Consider the following 19,589-nt stretch of genomic DNA (forward strand, 5'->3'; position numbering starts at 1 on the left):
TAACCGGAACCAGGTTGAAACAAAATCAGGCTTTTGAAAACAGCATGCCTTCAACTCTGGCGTAATCTCTTACAATCCTAACAGTTATAAATGACAGAACAATGCCTATCACACCGCTTACAACATCTACTTTTGAGGAAACTATTAAATCGTCGAGCGTGGAGGCATGGCGCGCAACCCTGAAAGCAATTTGTCCTGCGATGCCGTTTATGAGCCACAGTGTCCACCAAAGCCCCAAATATTTGGTAGATAAGTCAATTGAATGCGAACCCTCACCATTTTGGATAAATTTCCTGGTTTCGTTATACAACTCCTGCATTATTTGGAATGGACGATAAAAGTTCACCACTGGTACGAACCAACCTCCGGCCGCCCACTCTTCGCCGTACGAAAGGGTATTTACTTTTTGGTGTAGATTGAAATATGCCCGCCGAAACCACATGATAAAAGCAATGCCGGATATTACGTATGCCACAATATAGAGTATCGCAAGCAGTTGAACTCGTAAATCGTTAAAATTTGCAGCTTCATCTGAGACGTATCCTCCTGAGGCAATGGTTGTAAGCAAACTATGCTGCATGCCGGATGAAATGATGATTAACACCTCAAGTACCAACACAATCCAAATCAGAAAAATCAACGCAGTTGAGCGTTCACCGTTGGGACGAAGTTTAAGCCCATGAAACTCCTTCACTGAAGCATCCTTAATAAATTCGGGGCAGTGGCCACTAAATGTTGGTTTTGCATTGGTCAAACTGCAAACAATACCCTGTTTAAAGTCAAATCCTCTTTTCTCACAGGTTTTACACAAACTAATAATACTCATAATTCAATTGGTTTAGGTTAGAATTTTAGGTTACACATTTCCTTTTTATCAAAGGAGAGCCACAAAATCAGGCATCCTTCAAATATAGTTAATTTGTGTTAACCAACTACAGGGAGCGATAAATTCAACCTAAAACTTAGGTGTGACCTTAGGATTAATCTACAAATTGATTAATTCCTGAATTTCATTAAAATGCAACTCAATATGTCCAAGATATCCTTCAATCATTTGCCCCAGGGTCACATCAAATCCTTCAAAATTCTGCCATGAGTTGTTGAGTTTTGTCTGGTCAACCGATTTGATTACCTGAATCATGTGCAGATTGTAATATTTCCAAAGCTGAACGATGGTATGCCAATCTGCATTTTGGTAATCCTGTAAGGCAATCCACACGTCATTGTCCTGCTGATAATCGGGAAAATCGAGCCTGCTATTGTATTGCAAGCGCACCATTCGCTGATGATTGTTTGCGGCAGAATCAATCAAATGACCCAAAATCTGTTTTATCGTTCTATTTTGCTTGTTTCGCCTGTTGGAAATCACGTCAAGCGGTAATTCTGTTAATTTTTGCTCCCAGTTGTTGATGTAGCTGAGAATCCCGTTTGTTATTTCAGAATAGTCCATATCGCCATTTTGTAGTTTAGTTATTTAAAGTAAGTGATTGTGCATCATATATATTTAATCTGATGTTTTCAATGAATTAGTATAATTAATGACTCCCGAAGGATAGCTTAATTTCTCATTTGATGAAAACGCAGTTAACCACAAATTCACTTTCAATCCTGTACTCATTTGATACTCAAGCCGCACAAAACCATACACTTCCGAAAAGAAACTTTTCAACGCAGACTGGCCAACGGCTGACAGCGCAACGCTTTCTACTACAAAACACCCGATGTCGCCAAAGCTGGTGGTTACAATTTCACGTCCTGTGATAGTGTAGTTATAATTTAATACGAGTTTATTACTCCATACTCCCCACAATTCATTACTCCAATGTGCTCCTATTGTCATTTTATCGCTCCATTGTGCACCAACTTCAATTGGGAGTTTTATGTAAGGGAATGGACATGTTTCAAGTGCTCTGAAAAAGCCCTCCCGAGGTGGATGTATCCATACATTGTCACTGTTTTCAACAATCCCGGTTCTTGAAAAACGATTTAGATCTGATGAAAAAAGATAACACACTTCAGTCTGATTCTTGTTGGTTCTATCAGATTTCAAGAACTCCGGAACGAGCAGATGAATTTCAAGATTCAATGTATCATCAATCTCTTTTACAAGACCAAAACTATCATCCCAAATACTTCCATTGCTATTCAGCTTATACTTCAATCCATCAATAATTATCTCATAATCATACACAAACACACACCCAGCATTAAAGATGACATTATTAACATCTACATCTTTGCGCTCAATTTTGAGCGTTTTATATCCTTGTGAATATAGCCCACAACTGCATAAGAAAATTAACACGTGAAGGAATGTCTTCATTTCAAGAAAATCCTAGGTTCAGGGTCAACTACGCTAAAAATATATTATCATCAAAAACCTCAATAAAACACCATTATGCTAACTACCTGAAAATGGTGCACCAAACACGCCAACGGCGAGTTCTGCCCAAATCAATATCAGCATGATGACAATTACAGCACAAATCACAATTCGATATTTAAGACTTTTAACCCTATTCAAAGCAAACCCACACAATAAGCCTGTGCCCATCAGAAGCAGTCCCATCAATACAAAATCCCATAATTTCCAATCAACTTCGTCGGTAAATTGCATGGCTGCAAAAAGGATAAGCAGCAATGCCAAAACCGACATGATAATTATAATGATGGTTTTTCTTCTCATAACACAATGTTACTTGTTAGGATGCATATTTAACACTTCGTAAGTACATAAAAACAAAGCAATGTCGTAAAATTTAACAAAAACAAAAAGAGACTCATCATAATTTGTTAAGGCAACAGTGGATGCCCGATGAACAATAAGTAGATTATCCATTTGTTTGATTAAACCGCAAAATTTACAATATTTGAAAAATATGTGAGTCATTATAAAAATACTGTTTTGAAATCTACACCGATGTTCGTTTTAAACGTTTTACGTTAAATACATCATCTGAATAAGTTGAGCACAGCTGCATTATGAACAAAAACAACCTGCTGCATTTCAACAGATTATCCAAACTATTAACGCAACCCTATCCTTTCTATTATAAGGGAAATGTAGTTTGGAAACTTGCAGTCATCCTTTTTCTGATGACTTTGCTCTTTTGCTATTTCTTTGAACCCTTTGAGGTTTATGTGCCGGAGCATAAAATTGAGTACTTCTGGATTTCAATTGTTCATGCTTTCACACCCGCAGTTGTTATTGCTATCTTTTCGTTTTTAAAACCCAGTGCGCAAACAGAAGATGATTGGAATGTAAAAAAAGAAATTCTACTGGTTGCTTTCTTCTTATTAATGGTTGGCATTAGTCAGTTTTTAATTCGAGATTTAATTTACAACAATCCCCACAACTGGTCGTGGAGATATCTGTATGAAGAGATAAGAAACACTTTTTTAATTGGTTCCTTGTTTGCTGTGATTTTAATATCACTCAATACCAACAAGCTAAATAAAAAAAACAGCAAGCGTGCAAAATCTATTATATGGCCCCATAAAGTTGAAGAACCCTTTCCCAACAACATCATTCACATCGAAACACAGGTAAAAAGCGATGATTTTATGCTTGATGTGAACAACTTCCTTTTTGCCAAGGCCAGTGGCAACTACACGGAGCTTTATTTAAACCAAGAGAGAGAAAACAGACTACTAAAGCGCATTGCGATAAAAGAGCTGGAATCTGCTCTGAAGTCCTTTTCAGGTATCGCAAAAACACACAGGTCGTATCTCGTAAATCTACAACATATTAGTGGTGCTGAGGGAAATGCCCAAGGCTATAAACTTAAACTTACCAACTACAACGGTTACGTTCCTGTTTCGAGAAACATGATTGATGCATTCAATGACAAGCTAAAAGAGTTGTAAGTCATTTTGCTATTCGTCACAAATCCTTGTCTGCGGCACCATTTTTCATCAATGAATTGACATTGAAGTTACATTTGTCACAAAAAAAGAAATTATGCGCCGACAAGATTTAGATTGGTTAAGGGTAATAGTATTTGCCATACTCATTTTTTACCATGTAGGGATGTTCTTTGTTCCATGGGATTTCCACATAAAAAACAATGTGCTGTATCACTGGCTGGTATATCCAATGTGGTTTGTTAACCAATGGCGACTACCCATATTATTTGTCATTTCAGGCATGGGAACCTATTACGCTTTGCAGAAAAGGTCAGGAAAGGCTTTTGTTTGGGAACGCATAAAGCGCCTTTATATACCACTGGCCTTTGGAATGGCATTCATAATTCCACCCCAGGTGTATATCGAGAGAATTGCTAAAAAACAGTTTGCCGGCAACTATTTTGACTTTTGGTTGTCAGATGCCTTTTCAGGCGTTTACCCAAACGGCAATTTTAGCTGGCATCACTTATGGTTTCTAGTCTATTTGTTACTGTTTTCTCTAGTGCTTACTCCTATTTTCCTCTATCTTAAAAACCATCAAATCACACAAATCTCATTGAGAATAGAAGCCTTGGCAACCAAGCCATTGGGGTTGTATGCGTTTATAATTCCTTTGTTCTTTATAGAGTCCTTTATCGAACCATTTTTCCCGGTTACGCACGCCCTCGTTGGCGACTGGTTTACGATTATCAATTACTTAACACTCTTCCTATTTGGATTTTTGCTGGTCAATTTAAAAGAGGTTTTCTGGTCTACAGTTGAAAAAAACAGGAAATACTATTTGATTTTAGGAGTTATAAACTTCTCCCTGTTATTGTTTATTACACATTTTTTTGAGGACTCGGTTTACAGACACTTTCCGGAGGCATTAATAAAGGTGGTTAATCTATGGTCATGGATATTGGCTCTATTTGGTTTCGCATCAAAACACCTAAACAGAAACAGCAATGCGTTAAAATACTCAAATGAAGCAGTCTATCCTTTTTACATCCTACACCAAACAGTTATGATAATTGTTGCCTATTATTTGATTGATTTAAACTGGTCACTGGGGCTGAAATCGGGCATTATGATAATCTCAACATTTGGCTTCACATGGCTGATATATGAATTACTCATACGCAGATGGCGGTTCATACGACCTCTGTTCGGATTAAAAAACCAAAACCGATTAAATACAGCAACTTGAGAAGGCAGGAAGAGAATCCTGACTTATGGCAAAGACTATAGTTTTGATGTATTGGGGCTGGCAGATTGCAGGGCAAAAAAGGCAGTTCCCTTTCTTTGAAGAATGCCTTATTTGAGTGTTACGACAAATAGATTTGACAGTAGGTTAACATCTACAACACTCCGCTTTGCTTACAAAAAACAGTATTAAATAGTGAAGGAAAGAGACCGGCTCAAAAGTTGATACAAGAAAATAGAAGCTTATCAACTCCATATCCTTTTAAACCGGTCTCTTATCTTAATTTGGTATTACATCTATAAGGAATAAGAGACTAGTATTCATTAAAATTGTAATATGTGTCTGAAGAATCCCATCCCGGAACCTGTTTTAACAATCCTTCCGATTTTTCAATTGCATCCAAAGGAATAGCAAAAAATCCATTTGTAGCCTCATACCTGCCGCTAAAACCATTAGGATGTACAGACCTATAAATACGTTCATAACCAAAATTAAAAACCGGAATTCCTTCCTGCGTCTCTAAAGCTTCCTTAGCGTATTGCATGCCCCAGCGCCTCATGTCATTCCATCTTACCCCTTCAAAAGCAAGCTCATACCTGCGTTCTAATTGCAGATTCTCTAGAGAATAATCTACCGGCTCCAAATTAGCACGCGCCCTCACCTGATTCATGTAGGTGGCATCTTCCTTAAGTTCAGATAGCATTAGAAGAACGTCGGCATAACGAATTAGAACAAGATCAGTCATAGTTGAATTTTGACTATTGTCCATATTACCATACATCAAAACACTGTAGTTGTTAGCATATCGAATGTGCCCCGCAGGATAATAGCCATTAAGCGCTACAATTCCAATACATTTTTTCTGAGAGTAGATTGTTTCAAAAACTAAGTCCCACTGACCTCTTATGTAGTTTGGGATTTCTTTCTGAATATCCAGTACTGATGCCCATAGTCTGGGATCCTCCTGATTGTGCGAAATCCAATCTTCAACCATTTTTGGGGAGACTGACTGGCCTTGTCCCCATCCCCTGGCAAATGGAAATGTTATTCCTGGACCTTGTTGCCCACGTAATCCAAAAAAGTGAGCAAGCCGGTTAGAACGCGCCCATCGGTCATCCCAATAAGCGTCTTTATAAAATCTCATGGCGAAAACTGATTCAGGATTTCTGTTATAAAAATCAGAAACATAACTAAGCTGTTTACCTGTTTCATTCATATAATCCTGAATGTATTGATAATCATTTATGGTAAATGAGTTAGTGTAAGCCCAAAGCTCATGATAATCGGAAGCCAACTGATGACCACTATGCGCAACACAATCTTCAAGCCATGCAATAACCTGGCTTTTACTGATGGAACCATCAGAGGCAGATGGTAATTCTGTAGCTTCATATAAGCCGGTATAAAACAAAAATATCCTTGCCATTAAAGCCTGAGCCGCCCACCTGGTAGCGTGACCATTTTCTACAGCAGCATAATTTTGATGAGGCATTATCTCAATTGCATTTTTTAAATCAGATGCAATCCTACCATAAATATCATTAATGGATGCGGCAGGTAATGGCTCAAACCGATCCGTTGTTGGAAGAGGGATTTCACCGTGAAGTGCTGTTAACTGAGATAAAATGAAAGCACGCATAAATAGAGCTTCTCCTTTTATCTGATTTTTATGTTCTTCGCTCTCAAAATCAGGAATTTCATCTATAATAGATAACAATGCATTGGTACGATAAACTCCTTTGTATAAGGCATTCCAATTTGAGATCAACATATTTTCATCAGATCTCATTAATTGACCAATTGCAAGAGCTCCTCTATCATTCATTCCCCCACAGCCAATTCTATCATCTGAGGCTAATTCATAAACAAAGAAAAAATTATTGTCTGCTATAAACTGAGCTACATTAAGCATCCAATAAATGCCATTCAGCATATTTTTAGCTCGTGCTGCTGTTGGTAATGGTGCATTAAACACAATACTATCAACTTCTGCTTCGAATAGATATGATGAAAGAAGTTGCCCGTCTTTCATTAAATATAACCCATTATTAAAATTGCTTTCATCGGGATGAATAAAAACCAGACTATCTATATCAGAAGAAACATTGATTACTTGCTCAACAAAACCAGAATTCATGATGTACATGACGTCATTCTGAGTAAAAGCATTTGATGAATAGAATAGCAAAATTGCTACAAATAATGCCTTTGGGGTAGTACTTTTTATTAAGGTTAACATATCAGTCTCTTTTATTTTTTATAGAATTTAATGGTTTCAATGGTAGTACCTGCATGAACTCTTGCAAAATATAGACCTGGAGATAAAGACGAGAGATTAATTTGTAATCTGTCTCCGGTTTTACCATGCACATTCTTGTAGACAACAACACCTGCCGAAGAGAAAATTTCGACGTGGCTTTCAACCAACGGCCCTTCGGATATGTGAATGTTCAGAAAGTCCACCACCGGGTTAGGATAGAAATTCACTAACCGATGATTTACCATATCGTTCTTCGGAATACTTGTTGCACTTGTAAATGTAATGCGCTTAAGATTTTGCGCATGAATAAGTTGTGTAGACTGATTGGTCTGTTTAATCTCAACATCTAAAGACCTGTGAAATACAATTGCTTCTATTTGGTTAATAGGCACTGTTTTTTCGGACTCGTCGACAATCAAATAGTTCATTGATTGACCATTCGCATTTACAGTGCCCAAAAAAGCAATTAGAAGCACTCCTATAAGCCTAACAGATTTTGGTGAAAAATGACGGCTTGACTTAAAAAGAAATAGTCTAATTCTCATAATTCTAGGGTTAAAATAAAATGATTGATAGTAATAATAATATTAAATAAATCTCTATTAGTATGTAAAATATTAACAAAAAACATTTTCAAATATAATCGTTTAGCAGATAACTATATCGGATCAAACAAAATAAAATGTGTACTAGTTTTGCAGAGGCTATCTGACATAAGATACTGCCATTAATTATCCATAAACCAATTTGATGTAAGCTGTCTGAACAAATAAGATTTATATGGCACCTTCTATAAAAATCACAAACCCGAGATAAGTTAACACTATATCTTTGACCAACCATAACAACAAAACATTGAACTTTCACATCTTTGAATGGTTGATATTACGAGAAAGTATGTGATTATGGAGACAGATAAAAACAGAAACATCATAGTGCGCAAACTACCTGTAACGGGCTTGTCGTGCGCCTCGTGTGCCATCAGTGCTGAGACCACGCTGAAAAATCACGCGGGTGTGGTTAACGCTTCGGTGAGCTTTGCCGATTCCTCGGCTGTGGTTGAATACAACCCGGAGACTACTTCACCCGAAGCATTGCAAGAAGCCATTCGCGCAGCAGGATATGATCTCATTATTGAGCAAAAGGCCATGAGTGCCGATGCGCAGGATGAGCGGCGTGCCAGCCATCTGAAACAGTTGAAACGCAACCTCGCCCTGGCCTTCGTGTTTTCTGCTCCGGTGATGCTCATTGGCATGTTCTTTATGGATATGCCTTATGGCAACTTCATTATGTGGGCTCTTACCACACCGGTTTTGCTCGTGTTTGGGCGGCAGTTTTTTGTAAACGCCTGGAAACAGGCCCGGCACCTTAAAGCCAACATGGATACGTTAGTTGCCCTGAGCACAGGCGTGGCCTATCTATTCAGCATTTTCAACACGCTGAATCCGGAGTTTTGGCACGCTCGTGGACTGCACGCCCACGTCTATTTTGAAGCGGCGGCCGTCATCATAGCCTTCATCCTTACCGGAAAATATATGGAAGAGCGAGCCAAATCAGGCACCTCAGCTGCCATACGCAAACTGATGGGACTCCAACCCAAAATGGTCACACGCATTGGTGCCGACGGCTCATCACAATCCATTGCCATTGAAATGGTACAAACAGGCGATTTGCTTCTGATAAAACCGGGCGATAAAATCCCGGTAGATGCAGAGGTGACAGATGGACAGTCGTTTGTAGACGAAAGCATGATAACCGGTGAGCCGCTGCCTGTAGAGAAAACCGTCGGCCACAAAGTGGTGGCCGGCACCGTGAACCAAAAGGGGAGCCTGCGCATCCGTGCCGAGAAGGTAGGTAAAGAGACCCTGCTGGCACAAATCATCGAAATGGTGCAAAAGGCACAGGCCAGCAAAGCCCCGGTGCAAAAACTGGTGGATCGTATCTCAGCCATCTTTGTGCCATCGGTGATGGGCGTGGCTTTATTGAGTTTCGTCGCCTGGCAATTTTCAGGCGTAGAAAATGCCTTCACATTTGGATTGTTGTCGATGATTACCGTGCTGGTAATAGCTTGTCCCTGTGCGCTGGGACTGGCCACACCAACAGCCATTTCTGTTGGCATGGGAAGGGGCGCTTCCGAAGGCATCCTCATTAAAGATGCCGAAAGTCTTGAACTGGCTCACAAAATTGATGTGGTGGTACTCGACAAAACAGGCACCCTCACCCATGGTAAGCCAGTGGTGACAGACCAGCTTTGGGCAGACGCCGGAACAATGCCCCTAAAATCCATTCTCTATGCCATTGAATCCCACTCGGAACATCCATTGGGCGATGCAATCTGCCAGGCACTCGCTGCTGATTTCTCAGAAACAGTAACCATTAGTCAATTCAACAGCATCACCGGGCGCGGCGCCACGGCTCAGTCCGAAGGCGAAACATGGTTTGTGGGCAACCGGCAACTGATGGACGAGAACCAAATCGAGATTCCAGCGAACTGGCAACCGGCCATCGAAAAAATGTATCAAGAAGCCAAAACGGTCATCTATTTTGCCAACAGCACGGATATGATGGGTGTAATGGCAGTGTCAGATGAGATAAAACCAGGCTCAGCCAAAGCAGTGAAACAGTTGCACGATGCGGGCATTGAAGTGTTTATGCTCACGGGCGACAACGAGCGCACCGCGTCTATAGTAGCCCAACAGGCAGGAATCAAACAATTCCGCGCCAACCTGCTCCCGGCCGATAAGGCTGCATTTATTCAATCTCTTCAAGCTCAGGGTAAAACAGTAGCTATGGCCGGCGACGGCATCAACGACAGCCATGCACTGGCACAGGCCGATGTGAGCATTGCCATGGGTAAAGGCACCGACATCGCCATGGATGTAGCCAAAATAACCCTCATCTCGTCCGACCTCACGCACATCCCCAAAGCCATCCGATTATCGCGAAAAACAACGATCACCATCCGTCAGAACCTCTTTTGGGCTTTTGTGTACAATGTAATTGCCATCCCCATTGCCGCCGGCGCCCTCTACCCCATCTGGGGCTTCCTTCTAGACCCAATGATAGCCGGTGCAGCCATGGCACTTAGCTCGGTATCGGTGGTCAGCAACAGCCTTCGGTTGAGAAAGGGATAGGGGTTTAAATGAGATGATGAGATTGGAAGATCGGGAGATTTTAGAGGATGAGATGCTAGATGAGTAGATGGAAGTTGATGAGATTTGGGATGGACAGATAAGAATCTCATAGAATGCCTAAAAACAATTAAGATAATTAACACAAACATCATGAAATACCAATTCAAAACCAACATCAATTGCGGCGGCTGCATCAATGCTGTGACGCCGCATTTAAATGGAGCCGATGGCATCCAAAAATGGCAAGTGAACACCACAAGCCCGGACAAAATCCTATCCGTTGAAACCAACAGCCTCACAGCCGAAGAGGTGGCTGCAATTGTAAAAAAAGCCGGGTTCGATGCAGAAGCTATAAATTAATCAACACTAATAGATTAACCTATTGTTTTATTGATACCAAACATATAATTTTACCCAAAGACTGATTTATGTCAGTCTTTTTTTTGTGTTCAACCTTAATTCTAACTCAACCAATGAAAAACCTTTTACTACGGATGGTTATGCCTTTGTGCGTAATATCTATCTTCAACGTCCTCCTTTCTCCGGCTCATGGCCAAACCACAGTAAACTTCGATGACGCCTCCAAATGGAAACCTGGCTCAGCCGCCATCAATAGCTATGCTGTGGATCATGTATATGAAGATGGTGACTTTATCGCCACGGGCGGTGCGGCCATGCGCAATACGGCAACTACACAGGATGGTTTCCCGGGAGCTTTGGGAACCTACTCGTGGCGCTTGCGCGATGATAAAAATGTGGAGTGGATTGCCACCATAAAAGCTGGCGGCGTAAAAGATTTTTCAGTAGATATCCGCAGATGGGATGGCTCACCATCTCCGGCATTTAACCTGGAATGCTCGGTGAACAATGGCGATGACTGGCATCTTGTGTCGGCAATTAATAACGAAACGCTGGAAAGCAACAGCGGCTGGAAAACCTTCAGTGGTTCGGTGCGCCATCCCGGCAACAACATCCTTATCAGATTAAAGGCGACTGGCACAACCGAAAGAATCATGGTTGACAACTTTGTCTGGCAGTCCTACGCACCATCTATTTCTGATTTTGAGCCATCCATATTGCAGTGGCATCCTGGTGACGCTGTCACATTTACCTGGAACTGCTCAGATGTGGATAAAATCAATATTCAATTCATGAGTGAGGATGGATGGATGAATTTCGATGGTCTGGCAGATGTGGATGCCGCTGATGGGAGCGTAGATTTTATAGTTCCATACCACTTAACCGAAAATCCGGTTTTTAAAGTACGAATCGTTGATGCGGAAAACCCAAATATATTCGCTGAATGCGATGCCATCACGTTTACCGATAACCATTTTGCCGGCATCCATGCAAACCTGCCACACTACCCTGCTCAAGAGGCCACCGATGTAGCCACCGACCTGCTAAGCAGCTACGTTGTTGGCGGACAAGCCCATCATACGCTTCGTACCATAAGAATTTGGTTTAACGAGGCGATTATTAAAGGAACCGGCACAATAGAAATCTACCGCATAACCGGCGAAACGCATGAGTTGTTCTGGTCGGCAGTTATCCACGATGAATCCGTTCAGATACAAAATAACCTGCTATCGATAAATGTGGGTTCGGAATTGATGCCGATGACAGAATACCGGCTGGTGATGCTTCCCGGTACATTTTTTGACACAGCCGAAAATCCCAACACATTCTCAGAAAACATCACCTGGGTTTTCGCAACAAGAAATGGCGATTCCACAATTGCCATTGCAGATGTTTTTGAAGCATCTGAAATACCTGCCAAACTCAATCAGGTTGTTAAGTTATCGGGTGTAGTGACCCACATCAACGGAGAAAATGGTGTATATATTCAGGACGACACGGAGGCATGGAGCGCCATCTATGTGCAGAATTCAGACATCGCGTTAAGCAGTGCAACAGGAGATTTAATCCGCGTGACAGGGGAAGTAAAACAAACTGGTCACGCCGTATATCTCAACCCAATAATGGAATTTTCAGTTGTATCGGGAAACAACCCGGTAGTCCCAATCGACATAACACTTCCCTTCGAATCAAAATGGCAAAACATGCTTGTAACCATTGAAAATGTGCGCAGTACGGGTGAAACCAATATGATGCAGCGATTTAAAATTTCAGATGGAAGCCACGAAGCGTGGGTTTGTAACGCCCATCTGGTAAATGACCCAACAACGGAGATTGAATTTGTCTCCATCACAGGCATTTTGGTAAGTGAGGAGGATGTGCTTATGCTTCTCCCCCGTTCGATGCACGACTTTGTATCCAAAACCAGTTTAACCGGAAACATAAACCATGTTGAGTTTAAAGCTTATCTGAACCCATCACACAACCAGTTGCACATTAAATTCACTGAACTTATTGATTGGATAGCGATATACGACATCACTGGAAAGAGAGTCTACCACCAGAAACACCCTGAAAATGAAGTATTGGTTTCGCTTGACAGATGGCCGGGTGGTACATACCTGATAAAGATAACCACCAGAGCCGGTCAAACAGCGATACAAAAGGTGGTGAAAAGATAAAATCTACAGATAAAAACGCCAAAATTGAGGCAGAGCTACATGGCTCTGCCTTTTTTTCGCGCTTCTCTGTCTTGTGATGTGGCGCAACTAATGCCACGCTTGGCCATCTCTTTGTTGCCACCTATGTGGCCACTCGGAAACTTGCCATTTTTCTTCAATAGTATACCCACCGACATCAGAATGGCCACCAGAGCCACCAAAACCAGTGAGAGCAACAATACTTTCCAAATCATTCTGCCTGTTGTTAATGTTATCCGAAAGGCAATGCAAATGAAATCTATCAAGACCAACAAAAGGCTTCGTAAAAATGCATTGCGTTTTCGACTTACAAAAATATAAAAAACAATCCGAAGTGTGGCTCTCATTCAATTTTAAAGCCATCATACAAAAAGATTAAAACTTATTTGTATAAAATATTAAGCTTACTTAATTTTGTATTGAAACAAAGTTAATCCATGTCAGCATCAGTCGATAACTTCCTAAAAACCATATACCTCATCAGCAATGAGGTGCAAGGCGTAGTAACCGGAACGCTGATAGCTTCACGGTTAAACATATCAGCAGCCGCTGTCACCGACATGACGCGGAAGTTGGCAACACGCGGATTGGTAAACTATACCCCCTATCGCGAGATAGGCTTAACCACCACTGGTGAACAGCAGGCGCTTAAAATTGTGAGACGACACAGGTTGTGGGAGCTTTTCCTGCATGAAACCCTTGGGATGGACTTAAAAGAAGTTCACGATGAAGCCGAACGTCTGGAACACCATGCATCGGATCGGCTAATAGATTGCATTGAACAGTTTTTGGCGCACCCGCGTTTTGATCCGCATGGTGAACCCATTCCCGATAAAAACGGCATGCTCACACAGATTAAAGATGCCATCGAACTTATAGATGCCACACCTGATGAAGATTACATCATTTGCAGCATCAGAATACAAAAAAGTGAAGTATTCGACATATTTACCCATTACGACATACGGCCCGGGAAACATATCAAAGTAGTGCGGCGATTTGACTTCGACAACAGTCTGGAGGTACAAATCAACAATCAAAACATACTGCTATCGAACACTCTGGCCTGCAAAATATTATGTACAAAAAACTAACAAAATAAAAATGGAGAACTACCCCATTCTATTTGCATTTGGCTTAACCCTTTTTGCCGGACTGGCAACCGGTATAGGAAGTGCCATGGCATTTTTTACGAAACACACCAACACCAAATTTCTTTCGCTGGCTTTGGGATTCTCGGCAGGCGTAATGATTTACGTCTCCTTTGTGGAGATTTTTGTGAAAGCCAACGAGGTTCTGACTGAATATTTGGGAGAGAAACCAGGTACATGGGTGACAGTAGCATCTTTTTTTGGTGGGATGTTGCTCATAGCCATCATTGATAAACTCATTCCCAAAGGCGAAAACCCGCACGAAGTAAATCTCATCGAAAACATGACCGAAGCCGAGCGTGAGCGACGAAAAAAGGAGAAGAAACTGATGCGCATGGGCATGATGACCGGACTGGCCATCGCTATTCACAACTTTCCCGAAGGGCTGGCCACCTTTGCTGCCGCCATGGCCGACCCCAATCTGGGTATTGCCATCGCCGTGGCCATCGCCATTCACAACATTCCCGAAGGCATCGCCATTTCAGTACCCATCTACCATGCCACAGGCAGCCGGCGCAAAGCATTTAAATACAGCTTCCTATCCGGTCTGGCCGAACCTGTTGGCGCGCTGGTAGGTTATATGGTGTTGATGCCGTTTATGGGGCCACTGCTGTTCGGGATAATTTTTGCTTCCGTGGCCGGCATTATGGTTTTTATCAGTCTGGATGAACTCTTACCCGCTGCCCGCGAATACGGTGAGCACCACTTGCCGGTTTACGGACTCTTTGCCGGAATGGTGGTGATGGCGATTAGTTTGTTATTGTTTATTTAAGGGTTGAGAGTTGAGGGTAATGTTGTAAAATCGAATGAGAGATGAGACGAACGGAACGTTATAAAAAAGTGATAGAATGGTTTAAACTTAATATGCCGTCGGCACAAACGGAGTTGCACTATACCAACCCTTATGAACTGCTGGTGGCGGTAATTCTTTCGGCGCAATGCACCGATAAGCGGGTGAATCAGATAACACCACCATTTTTTGAACGCTTCCCCACGGCTGAGGTGCTTGCCAATGCCGCCATCGAGGAGGTATTTGAATACATACGGTCATGCAGCTATCCAAACAGCAAAAGCAAAAATCTGGTGGGTATGGCCCAGGTGTTGGTGCGCGATTTCAACTCGGTGGTGCCCGATGATGTGGACGAACTACAAAAAATGCCCGGTGTAGGGCGAAAAACAGCCAACGTGATAGCATCGGTGGTATATGACAAGCCAGCACTGGCTGTGGATACACATGTGTTTCGTGTGGCGGCCCGTTTGGGGCTGACGCTGGATGCCAAAACTCCGCTGGAGACAGAGAAACAGCTTATAAAATACATACCGGAAGAGCTTTTGGCGGTGGCACACCATTGGTTGATACTACATGGGCGGTATGTCTGCATTGCCCGAAAACCAAAATGCAATGATTGTGGGCTTAAAAACCTATGCGCTTTTTATCAGAAAGAGGTACTACCCAAAGAACACCTCTAGAACCCATGCAACACACTACCAACTTCTAATCAGAACATTAAACAATAACACTCTTGTTTAAATTTTAACAAAAAGCATAAAACCTCTACCAATAAGCGGCTATCTGTCGCACATCAGCCAGAAACATAACGGCTAAATTGCGCTTACATTTTTTAATGATTGTTTACCGAATTTAAGCGCGAATTATGAGACAAATTTTACTGCTAATCTTGTTGATTACAGCACATTTCAATTTGGCTGCCCAACAAATAGATGAATCCTTTTCATCTGCCCCCAACGGATGGGAATTGAACGGTGTCAACACGCTGGTCACATCCAACTACCTGCAAATTAGCAAACTCAGCGAAAACGGCTTCGTCATCACCCCCGCAGTTTTGGCGCCATCAAACATCACCATTCACACCATTAACAGCGGCACATCAAATCGCAGCATCAAAATATTTTACGAGACAGAAGATGCCTGGGTAGAATTTTTTCAATATACTGTGACTCAAAACTCGGAAACCGTAAATGTGCCCATAACCGAACTGGCCACCATCGAAGGCCCATTCAGGCTTAGAATTGTGAACACCGGCAGCAATCCATACCGCATCAATCGGTTTATTGTGGGCGACCCCGCCACGCCCTCCTCCGAAGCCGACATCATTTCGTTTAATCTGCCCGGACAAATGGGCGATGCTGAAATAGATGCAGACGCCGCAACCATTAGGGTTACTGTCCCCACTGGAACCAACGTGGGTGCTGTGACACCAGAGTTTAGCCTGTCGGCCGGTGCATCGGCATCACCGGGATTTGGCGATGTGATAAACCTGACCACACCTGTGCAATATGAAGTAACCGCTCAGGATGGCACCGGTAAAACATGGAATGTGGAGGTAACTTTTAAAGATTCTGATGAAAAAGAGATTACCTCATTCACCCTTTCAACCTCACAAATTGGCAACTCCATCATCCACCGTGGCAATGGGCTCATAAAAGTGAATATGCCGCATGGCAGTGACCTGAGCGCCATCACGCCATCACAAATAACCATATCACCATCTGCCGCCATTTCGCCAGAAGTGAACACGGCTCGTGATTTTTCGGCCGATGTAACATACGAAGTGACTGCTCAGGATGGCACTAAGAAAATCTGGACCATACAGGTGACACTTGTGGACCCGGCACTGGCGGCCGTGGACTTCTCTACGCCTATAGGCTTTGCAGCCATTAATGGCGATGGATTCACCGGTCCCACCACAGGTGGCGGCAACATCAAAACCTCCACCAACATCCTCATCATTAACGGAAATGATGACTTTGAAGAGCTGGTTAGACACCTTTACGACCGCATCCGGGCCTATCGTAACAAAGCCGATTTTGGACGCGCCAAATATGCACCACTTGTAGTGATTATGGAAGAGGGCGTTTACACCGGCACCGGCTCACTCTCGGGTACCGGAAGCGTGTGGAGCCCATCAACAGGAATGTTTAGCATTGAGGAGCAGGCCGACCTTACCATCATCGGACGTGGCGATGCCGTGTTAAAATTCGGATTCAACGTGAAGCGCTCATGGAATATCATCTTCCGCAATCTCACGTTTTTTGATTATTACGATGATGGCATCAACATTGGAGGCACCGAAACCCATCACGTGTGGGTGGACCATTGCACCTTTGGCCATCCAACCACCATGCCGGCAAATAAGGACCATCCCGATGGCGGTGTGGATATTAAAGATGGCGCCAGCTATGTGACCGTATCGTGGTGTTTGTTCCGCAACAGTTGGAAAACAGGATTGGTAGGCCACTCCGACAGCAATGAAAGTACAGATACCGGGCGTTTGAAGACCACCTTCTACATGAACCACTACGTGAACACCAATTCACGTCATCCACGCGTACGTTTTGGCGAGGTACATGTGTTGAATAACTTTTACGAAGGCGTGCTGAATTATGGCATCGCAGCTGCCTTCAAAGCCAACGTGGTAGCGGAGGGGAACTTCTTCCTCAACACGGTTTGGCCCATGTATGCCGACCGCACTTCAGCTGATTTTAAAGCAGTGTATGGCAACTGGGTGTCGCAAACAGGCTATAAGGCAGCCACGGCTTTGCTGCAGTTCAACAACCTTTACGACGACAGTGGTCTCACACGGGTGTACACCTCATCAAACATCAATACCAATATGCTGAACCCCGGTCATAAATCCATTAAGTTTGATGAACTAAACCCGCATTTGGCCTTTGAGCCGCTGGTTTACTACACCTATACTCCTGTGGATGCAGCATTGGTGCCTGATCTGGTAAGAACCTATGCCGGAGCCACCAAAGTGGATTTCTTTGCGGATGATATCCCATCGTCGGTAAAACCAGTGACCAATGGCCCGGAACTTTCGCTGCTGCCCAATCCGGTGCGTGAGCGGTTAACCATACGTTCATCGGCCAGTGGCATATTGACCATAAGCGATTTGTCGGGCAGACACGTGTTCAGCAGAACCATTTCGAGTGGAGCCACAACGTTTTCAACCACCGAAATGAATCTGAAATCAGGAGTTTACCTTGTAACAGTGGGCACAACCACCGGGCAAACCACCACCAAACTGATTGTTCAGTAAACTACTTTTCCACTCATAATGAAGAAATCCCGCTACTGTCCTATTGGCATAGCGGGATTTTTGATTGCAGTTAACAGCTATATATATTGAGGAACTGCTTAAACTTATTTTACAAAGCATGTTATAGATGTAAAGACTGGTAGATTATAGACAGATAGAATAGTTAAGAAAGATGATTAGATTAATCCTGTTTACTGTTTAATTTACGTGTTCCGTGGGTTTCTTAACGGATCCGGATTCCAAAAGCACTTACGGCTTCACTTGAAGTGAAACCCTTTATGCAATGTCTAACATCTAAAAATCTTTGTAGCAGATTAATTCTCAATTGAAACAGTCATTGAATTTAAAAGTCGCAAAAACATGCTGCATGTTTCACCTAAAACATGCGCATGTTTTGGTCAAAACCACACGTGGTTTTAGTCAAAACATGCTGTGGTTTTAAGCAAAAGCACAGCATGTTTTGATTGAGATCAGCGCAGGTTTTTTTTAAAGCCAGTGCAGAACCACACAAAAACATACAACGAATTGATTATTATCGCCTTTTAGAAAACAACCAGGGAAAGAGATCCGGCATGGCAAAGGTCGGATCCCAGGCATTGTGGTTGGCATCCGGAAACTCGGTATAACGCACATCGGCACCTGCCGATTTAAGCGCTTCATACATTCTTCGCGAAAACTCCACCTTAACCACATCGTCGAGCGTGCCATGTGTGATCCACAAAGCTGTGCGCCGGGCATATCTGGAAGTGCTCTCCACATTGCCGCCACCGCAAATTGGCACCGCTGCCGCAAAACGTTTCGGATGACGCGCGAGCATCTCAAATGTACCCATCGCCCCCATTGATAGTCCCATAATATAGAGGCGTCGCTTATCCACCGACTCTGTTTTAATCAGATGGCGGTGCAACGCATCGAGCAGCTCCTGCTCTCGCACCGGAGGGGCAAACACACCATTAAAAGCAATATCCTCGCCGGTTCTGAGCTGCTTCCGGATGCTGATATCAATCCAGTAGCGGTCGGCAGCACATTGTGGAAACACCACAATGGCAGGAAATTGCTTCCGCATCTCATCCTCTAAAAACATGGATGCACCATGAGTCAGTTGTTTCAGGTTGTCGTTGCCACGCTCACCCGCACCATGAAGAAAAAGCACCAATGGATACTTTTTGCTTCTATCATAATTTTCAGGATACAGTATGCGATACAGAAGTGTATCGCCTTGTTTGCTGACAAAAGAACGTGCCAGATAGGCATCCTGAACTGCCACATCCTGAGCCTGAATAGCAACAGACATCAGGCATGACATCAATAAAATAAATAACAGACGCAT

General features: G+C 42.8%; 17 protein-coding genes. 9 read left to right on the forward strand and 8 right to left on the reverse strand.

All coding sequences use genetic code 11. The features are described 5' to 3' along the window. Window positions 1–25: 25 nt before the first annotated feature. From ALKIM_RS17490 to ALKIM_RS0103600, 4 genes are all read right to left on the reverse strand, one after another. On the reverse strand, window positions 26–826 hold the full coding sequence (locus ALKIM_RS17490; RefSeq protein ID WP_052345321.1) for a DUF4328 domain-containing protein: 801 nt from the start codon (window positions 824–826) through the stop codon (window positions 26–28). A 159-nt stretch (window positions 827–985) separates the two neighbouring features. Then, window positions 986–1,450: a DinB family protein gene (locus ALKIM_RS0103590; RefSeq protein ID WP_026473452.1), complete on the reverse strand. Its 465-nt coding sequence runs from the start codon at window positions 1,448–1,450 to the stop codon at window positions 986–988. A 54-nt stretch (window positions 1,451–1,504) separates the two neighbouring features. Next, complete coding sequence (locus ALKIM_RS17495; protein WP_052345324.1) at window positions 1,505–2,323, reverse strand: hypothetical protein; 819 nt, start codon at window positions 2,321–2,323, stop codon at window positions 1,505–1,507. 78 nt (window positions 2,324–2,401) lie between these two features. Next, window positions 2,402–2,686 carry a hypothetical protein gene (locus tag ALKIM_RS0103600; RefSeq protein WP_026473453.1) on the reverse strand — a complete coding sequence of 95 codons (285 nt, stop codon included), beginning with the start codon at window positions 2,684–2,686 and terminating at the stop codon, window positions 2,402–2,404. A 296-nt stretch (window positions 2,687–2,982) separates the two neighbouring features. Between ALKIM_RS0103600 and ALKIM_RS17500 the strand changes: the two genes are divergently transcribed. Beyond that, window positions 2,983–3,867, forward strand: a complete 885-nt coding sequence (locus ALKIM_RS17500) for a LytTR family DNA-binding domain-containing protein (protein ID WP_044117725.1) — start codon at window positions 2,983–2,985, stop codon at window positions 3,865–3,867. Between the two features lie 94 nt (window positions 3,868–3,961). After that, on the forward strand, window positions 3,962–5,095 hold the full coding sequence (locus tag ALKIM_RS0103615; RefSeq protein WP_026473454.1) for an acyltransferase family protein: 1,134 nt from the start codon (window positions 3,962–3,964) through the stop codon (window positions 5,093–5,095). Window positions 5,096–5,405: 310 nt separating this feature from the next. Here ALKIM_RS0103615 and ALKIM_RS17505 read toward each other — a convergent pair whose 3' ends face one another. After that, window positions 5,406–7,331, reverse strand: a complete 1,926-nt coding sequence (locus ALKIM_RS17505) for a RagB/SusD family nutrient uptake outer membrane protein (protein ID WP_052345327.1) — start codon at window positions 7,329–7,331, stop codon at window positions 5,406–5,408. A gap of 11 nt (window positions 7,332–7,342) precedes the next feature. After that, the gene (locus tag ALKIM_RS17510) at window positions 7,343–7,897 is read right to left on the reverse strand and encodes a T9SS type A sorting domain-containing protein (protein WP_044117726.1); all 555 of its coding nucleotides are present in this window, start codon (window positions 7,895–7,897) and stop codon (window positions 7,343–7,345) included. Between the two features lie 360 nt (window positions 7,898–8,257). Between ALKIM_RS17510 and ALKIM_RS0103630 the strand changes: the two genes are divergently transcribed. The 3 genes from ALKIM_RS0103630 (at window position 8,258) to ALKIM_RS0103640 (ending at window position 13,026) form a co-directional block, all read left to right on the forward strand. Continuing rightward, a complete protein-coding gene (locus ALKIM_RS0103630) occupies window positions 8,258–10,486 on the forward strand; it encodes a heavy metal translocating P-type ATPase (protein WP_026473456.1) in 2,229 nt (742 codons plus the stop codon). A 150-nt stretch (window positions 10,487–10,636) separates the two neighbouring features. Beyond that, complete coding sequence (locus ALKIM_RS0103635) at window positions 10,637–10,846, forward strand: heavy-metal-associated domain-containing protein (protein WP_026473457.1); 210 nt, start codon at window positions 10,637–10,639, stop codon at window positions 10,844–10,846. A 113-nt stretch (window positions 10,847–10,959) separates the two neighbouring features. Further along, window positions 10,960–13,026, forward strand: a complete 2,067-nt coding sequence (locus tag ALKIM_RS0103640; protein ID WP_026473458.1) for a T9SS type A sorting domain-containing protein — start codon at window positions 10,960–10,962, stop codon at window positions 13,024–13,026. A gap of 35 nt (window positions 13,027–13,061) precedes the next feature. Here the strand turns inward: ALKIM_RS0103640 and ALKIM_RS0103645 are convergent, their stop codons facing one another. Next, the gene (locus ALKIM_RS0103645) at window positions 13,062–13,259 is read right to left on the reverse strand and encodes a hypothetical protein (RefSeq protein ID WP_084555943.1); all 198 of its coding nucleotides are present in this window, start codon (window positions 13,257–13,259) and stop codon (window positions 13,062–13,064) included. 222 nt (window positions 13,260–13,481) lie between these two features. Between ALKIM_RS0103645 and ALKIM_RS0103650 the strand changes: the two genes are divergently transcribed. The 4 genes from ALKIM_RS0103650 (at window position 13,482) to ALKIM_RS19105 (ending at window position 18,259) form a co-directional block, all read left to right on the forward strand. After that, on the forward strand, window positions 13,482–14,138 hold the full coding sequence (locus tag ALKIM_RS0103650; RefSeq protein ID WP_026473460.1) for a metal-dependent transcriptional regulator: 657 nt from the start codon (window positions 13,482–13,484) through the stop codon (window positions 14,136–14,138). Window positions 14,139–14,148: 10 nt separating this feature from the next. Continuing rightward, window positions 14,149–14,967, forward strand: coding sequence for a zinc transporter ZupT (zupT, locus tag ALKIM_RS0103655; RefSeq protein ID WP_026473461.1), 819 nt, complete (start codon window positions 14,149–14,151; stop codon window positions 14,965–14,967). Between the two features lie 41 nt (window positions 14,968–15,008). Then, on the forward strand, window positions 15,009–15,665 hold the full coding sequence (gene nth, locus ALKIM_RS0103660) for an endonuclease III (protein WP_026473462.1): 657 nt from the start codon (window positions 15,009–15,011) through the stop codon (window positions 15,663–15,665). A 185-nt stretch (window positions 15,666–15,850) separates the two neighbouring features. Beyond that, on the forward strand, window positions 15,851–18,259 hold the full coding sequence (locus tag ALKIM_RS19105; RefSeq protein WP_026473463.1) for a pectate lyase family protein: 2,409 nt from the start codon (window positions 15,851–15,853) through the stop codon (window positions 18,257–18,259). A gap of 532 nt (window positions 18,260–18,791) precedes the next feature. Here the strand turns inward: ALKIM_RS19105 and ALKIM_RS0103670 are convergent. Then, entirely contained in the window at window positions 18,792–19,589 is a 798-nt protein-coding gene (locus ALKIM_RS0103670; RefSeq protein WP_218916659.1) for a carboxylesterase family protein, read from the reverse strand.

The sequence above is a fragment of the Alkaliflexus imshenetskii DSM 15055 genome (assembly GCF_000517065.1).
GTDB lineage: Bacteria > Bacteroidota > Bacteroidia > Bacteroidales > Marinilabiliaceae > Alkaliflexus > Alkaliflexus imshenetskii.

Bases quoted from the DNA above. Each gene is read 5' to 3' on its own strand.
- ALKIM_RS0103670 (WP_218916659.1), bottom strand. From the start codon at position 19,589: ATGCGTCTGTTATTTATTTTATTGATGTCATGCCTGATGTCTGTTGCT.
- ALKIM_RS17505 (WP_052345327.1), bottom strand. From the start codon at position 7,331: ATGTTAACCTTAATAAAAAGTACTACCCCAAAGGCATTATTTGTAGCA.
- zupT (WP_026473461.1), top strand. From the start codon at position 14,149: ATGGAGAACTACCCCATTCTATTTGCATTTGGCTTAACCCTTTTTGCC.
- ALKIM_RS19105 (WP_026473463.1), top strand. From the start codon at position 15,851: ATGAGACAAATTTTACTGCTAATCTTGTTGATTACAGCACATTTCAAT.
- ALKIM_RS0103650 (WP_026473460.1), top strand. From the start codon at position 13,482: ATGTCAGCATCAGTCGATAACTTCCTAAAAACCATATACCTCATCAGC.
- ALKIM_RS0103600 (WP_026473453.1), bottom strand. From the start codon at position 2,686: ATGAGAAGAAAAACCATCATTATAATTATCATGTCGGTTTTGGCATTG.
- ALKIM_RS0103635 (WP_026473457.1), top strand. From the start codon at position 10,637: ATGAAATACCAATTCAAAACCAACATCAATTGCGGCGGCTGCATCAAT.
- ALKIM_RS0103640 (WP_026473458.1), top strand. From the start codon at position 10,960: ATGAAAAACCTTTTACTACGGATGGTTATGCCTTTGTGCGTAATATCT.
- ALKIM_RS0103615 (WP_026473454.1), top strand. From the start codon at position 3,962: ATGCGCCGACAAGATTTAGATTGGTTAAGGGTAATAGTATTTGCCATA.
- nth (WP_026473462.1), top strand. From the start codon at position 15,009: ATGAGACGAACGGAACGTTATAAAAAAGTGATAGAATGGTTTAAACTT.
- ALKIM_RS17495 (WP_052345324.1), bottom strand. From the start codon at position 2,323: ATGAAGACATTCCTTCACGTGTTAATTTTCTTATGCAGTTGTGGGCTA.
- ALKIM_RS0103590 (WP_026473452.1), bottom strand. From the start codon at position 1,450: ATGGACTATTCTGAAATAACAAACGGGATTCTCAGCTACATCAACAAC.
- ALKIM_RS17490 (WP_052345321.1), bottom strand. From the start codon at position 826: ATGAGTATTATTAGTTTGTGTAAAACCTGTGAGAAAAGAGGATTTGAC.
- ALKIM_RS0103630 (WP_026473456.1), top strand. From the start codon at position 8,258: ATGGAGACAGATAAAAACAGAAACATCATAGTGCGCAAACTACCTGTA.
- ALKIM_RS17510 (WP_044117726.1), bottom strand. From the start codon at position 7,897: ATGAGAATTAGACTATTTCTTTTTAAGTCAAGCCGTCATTTTTCACCA.
- ALKIM_RS0103645 (WP_084555943.1), bottom strand. From the start codon at position 13,259: ATGATTTGGAAAGTATTGTTGCTCTCACTGGTTTTGGTGGCTCTGGTG.
- ALKIM_RS17500 (WP_044117725.1), top strand. From the start codon at position 2,983: ATGAACAAAAACAACCTGCTGCATTTCAACAGATTATCCAAACTATTA.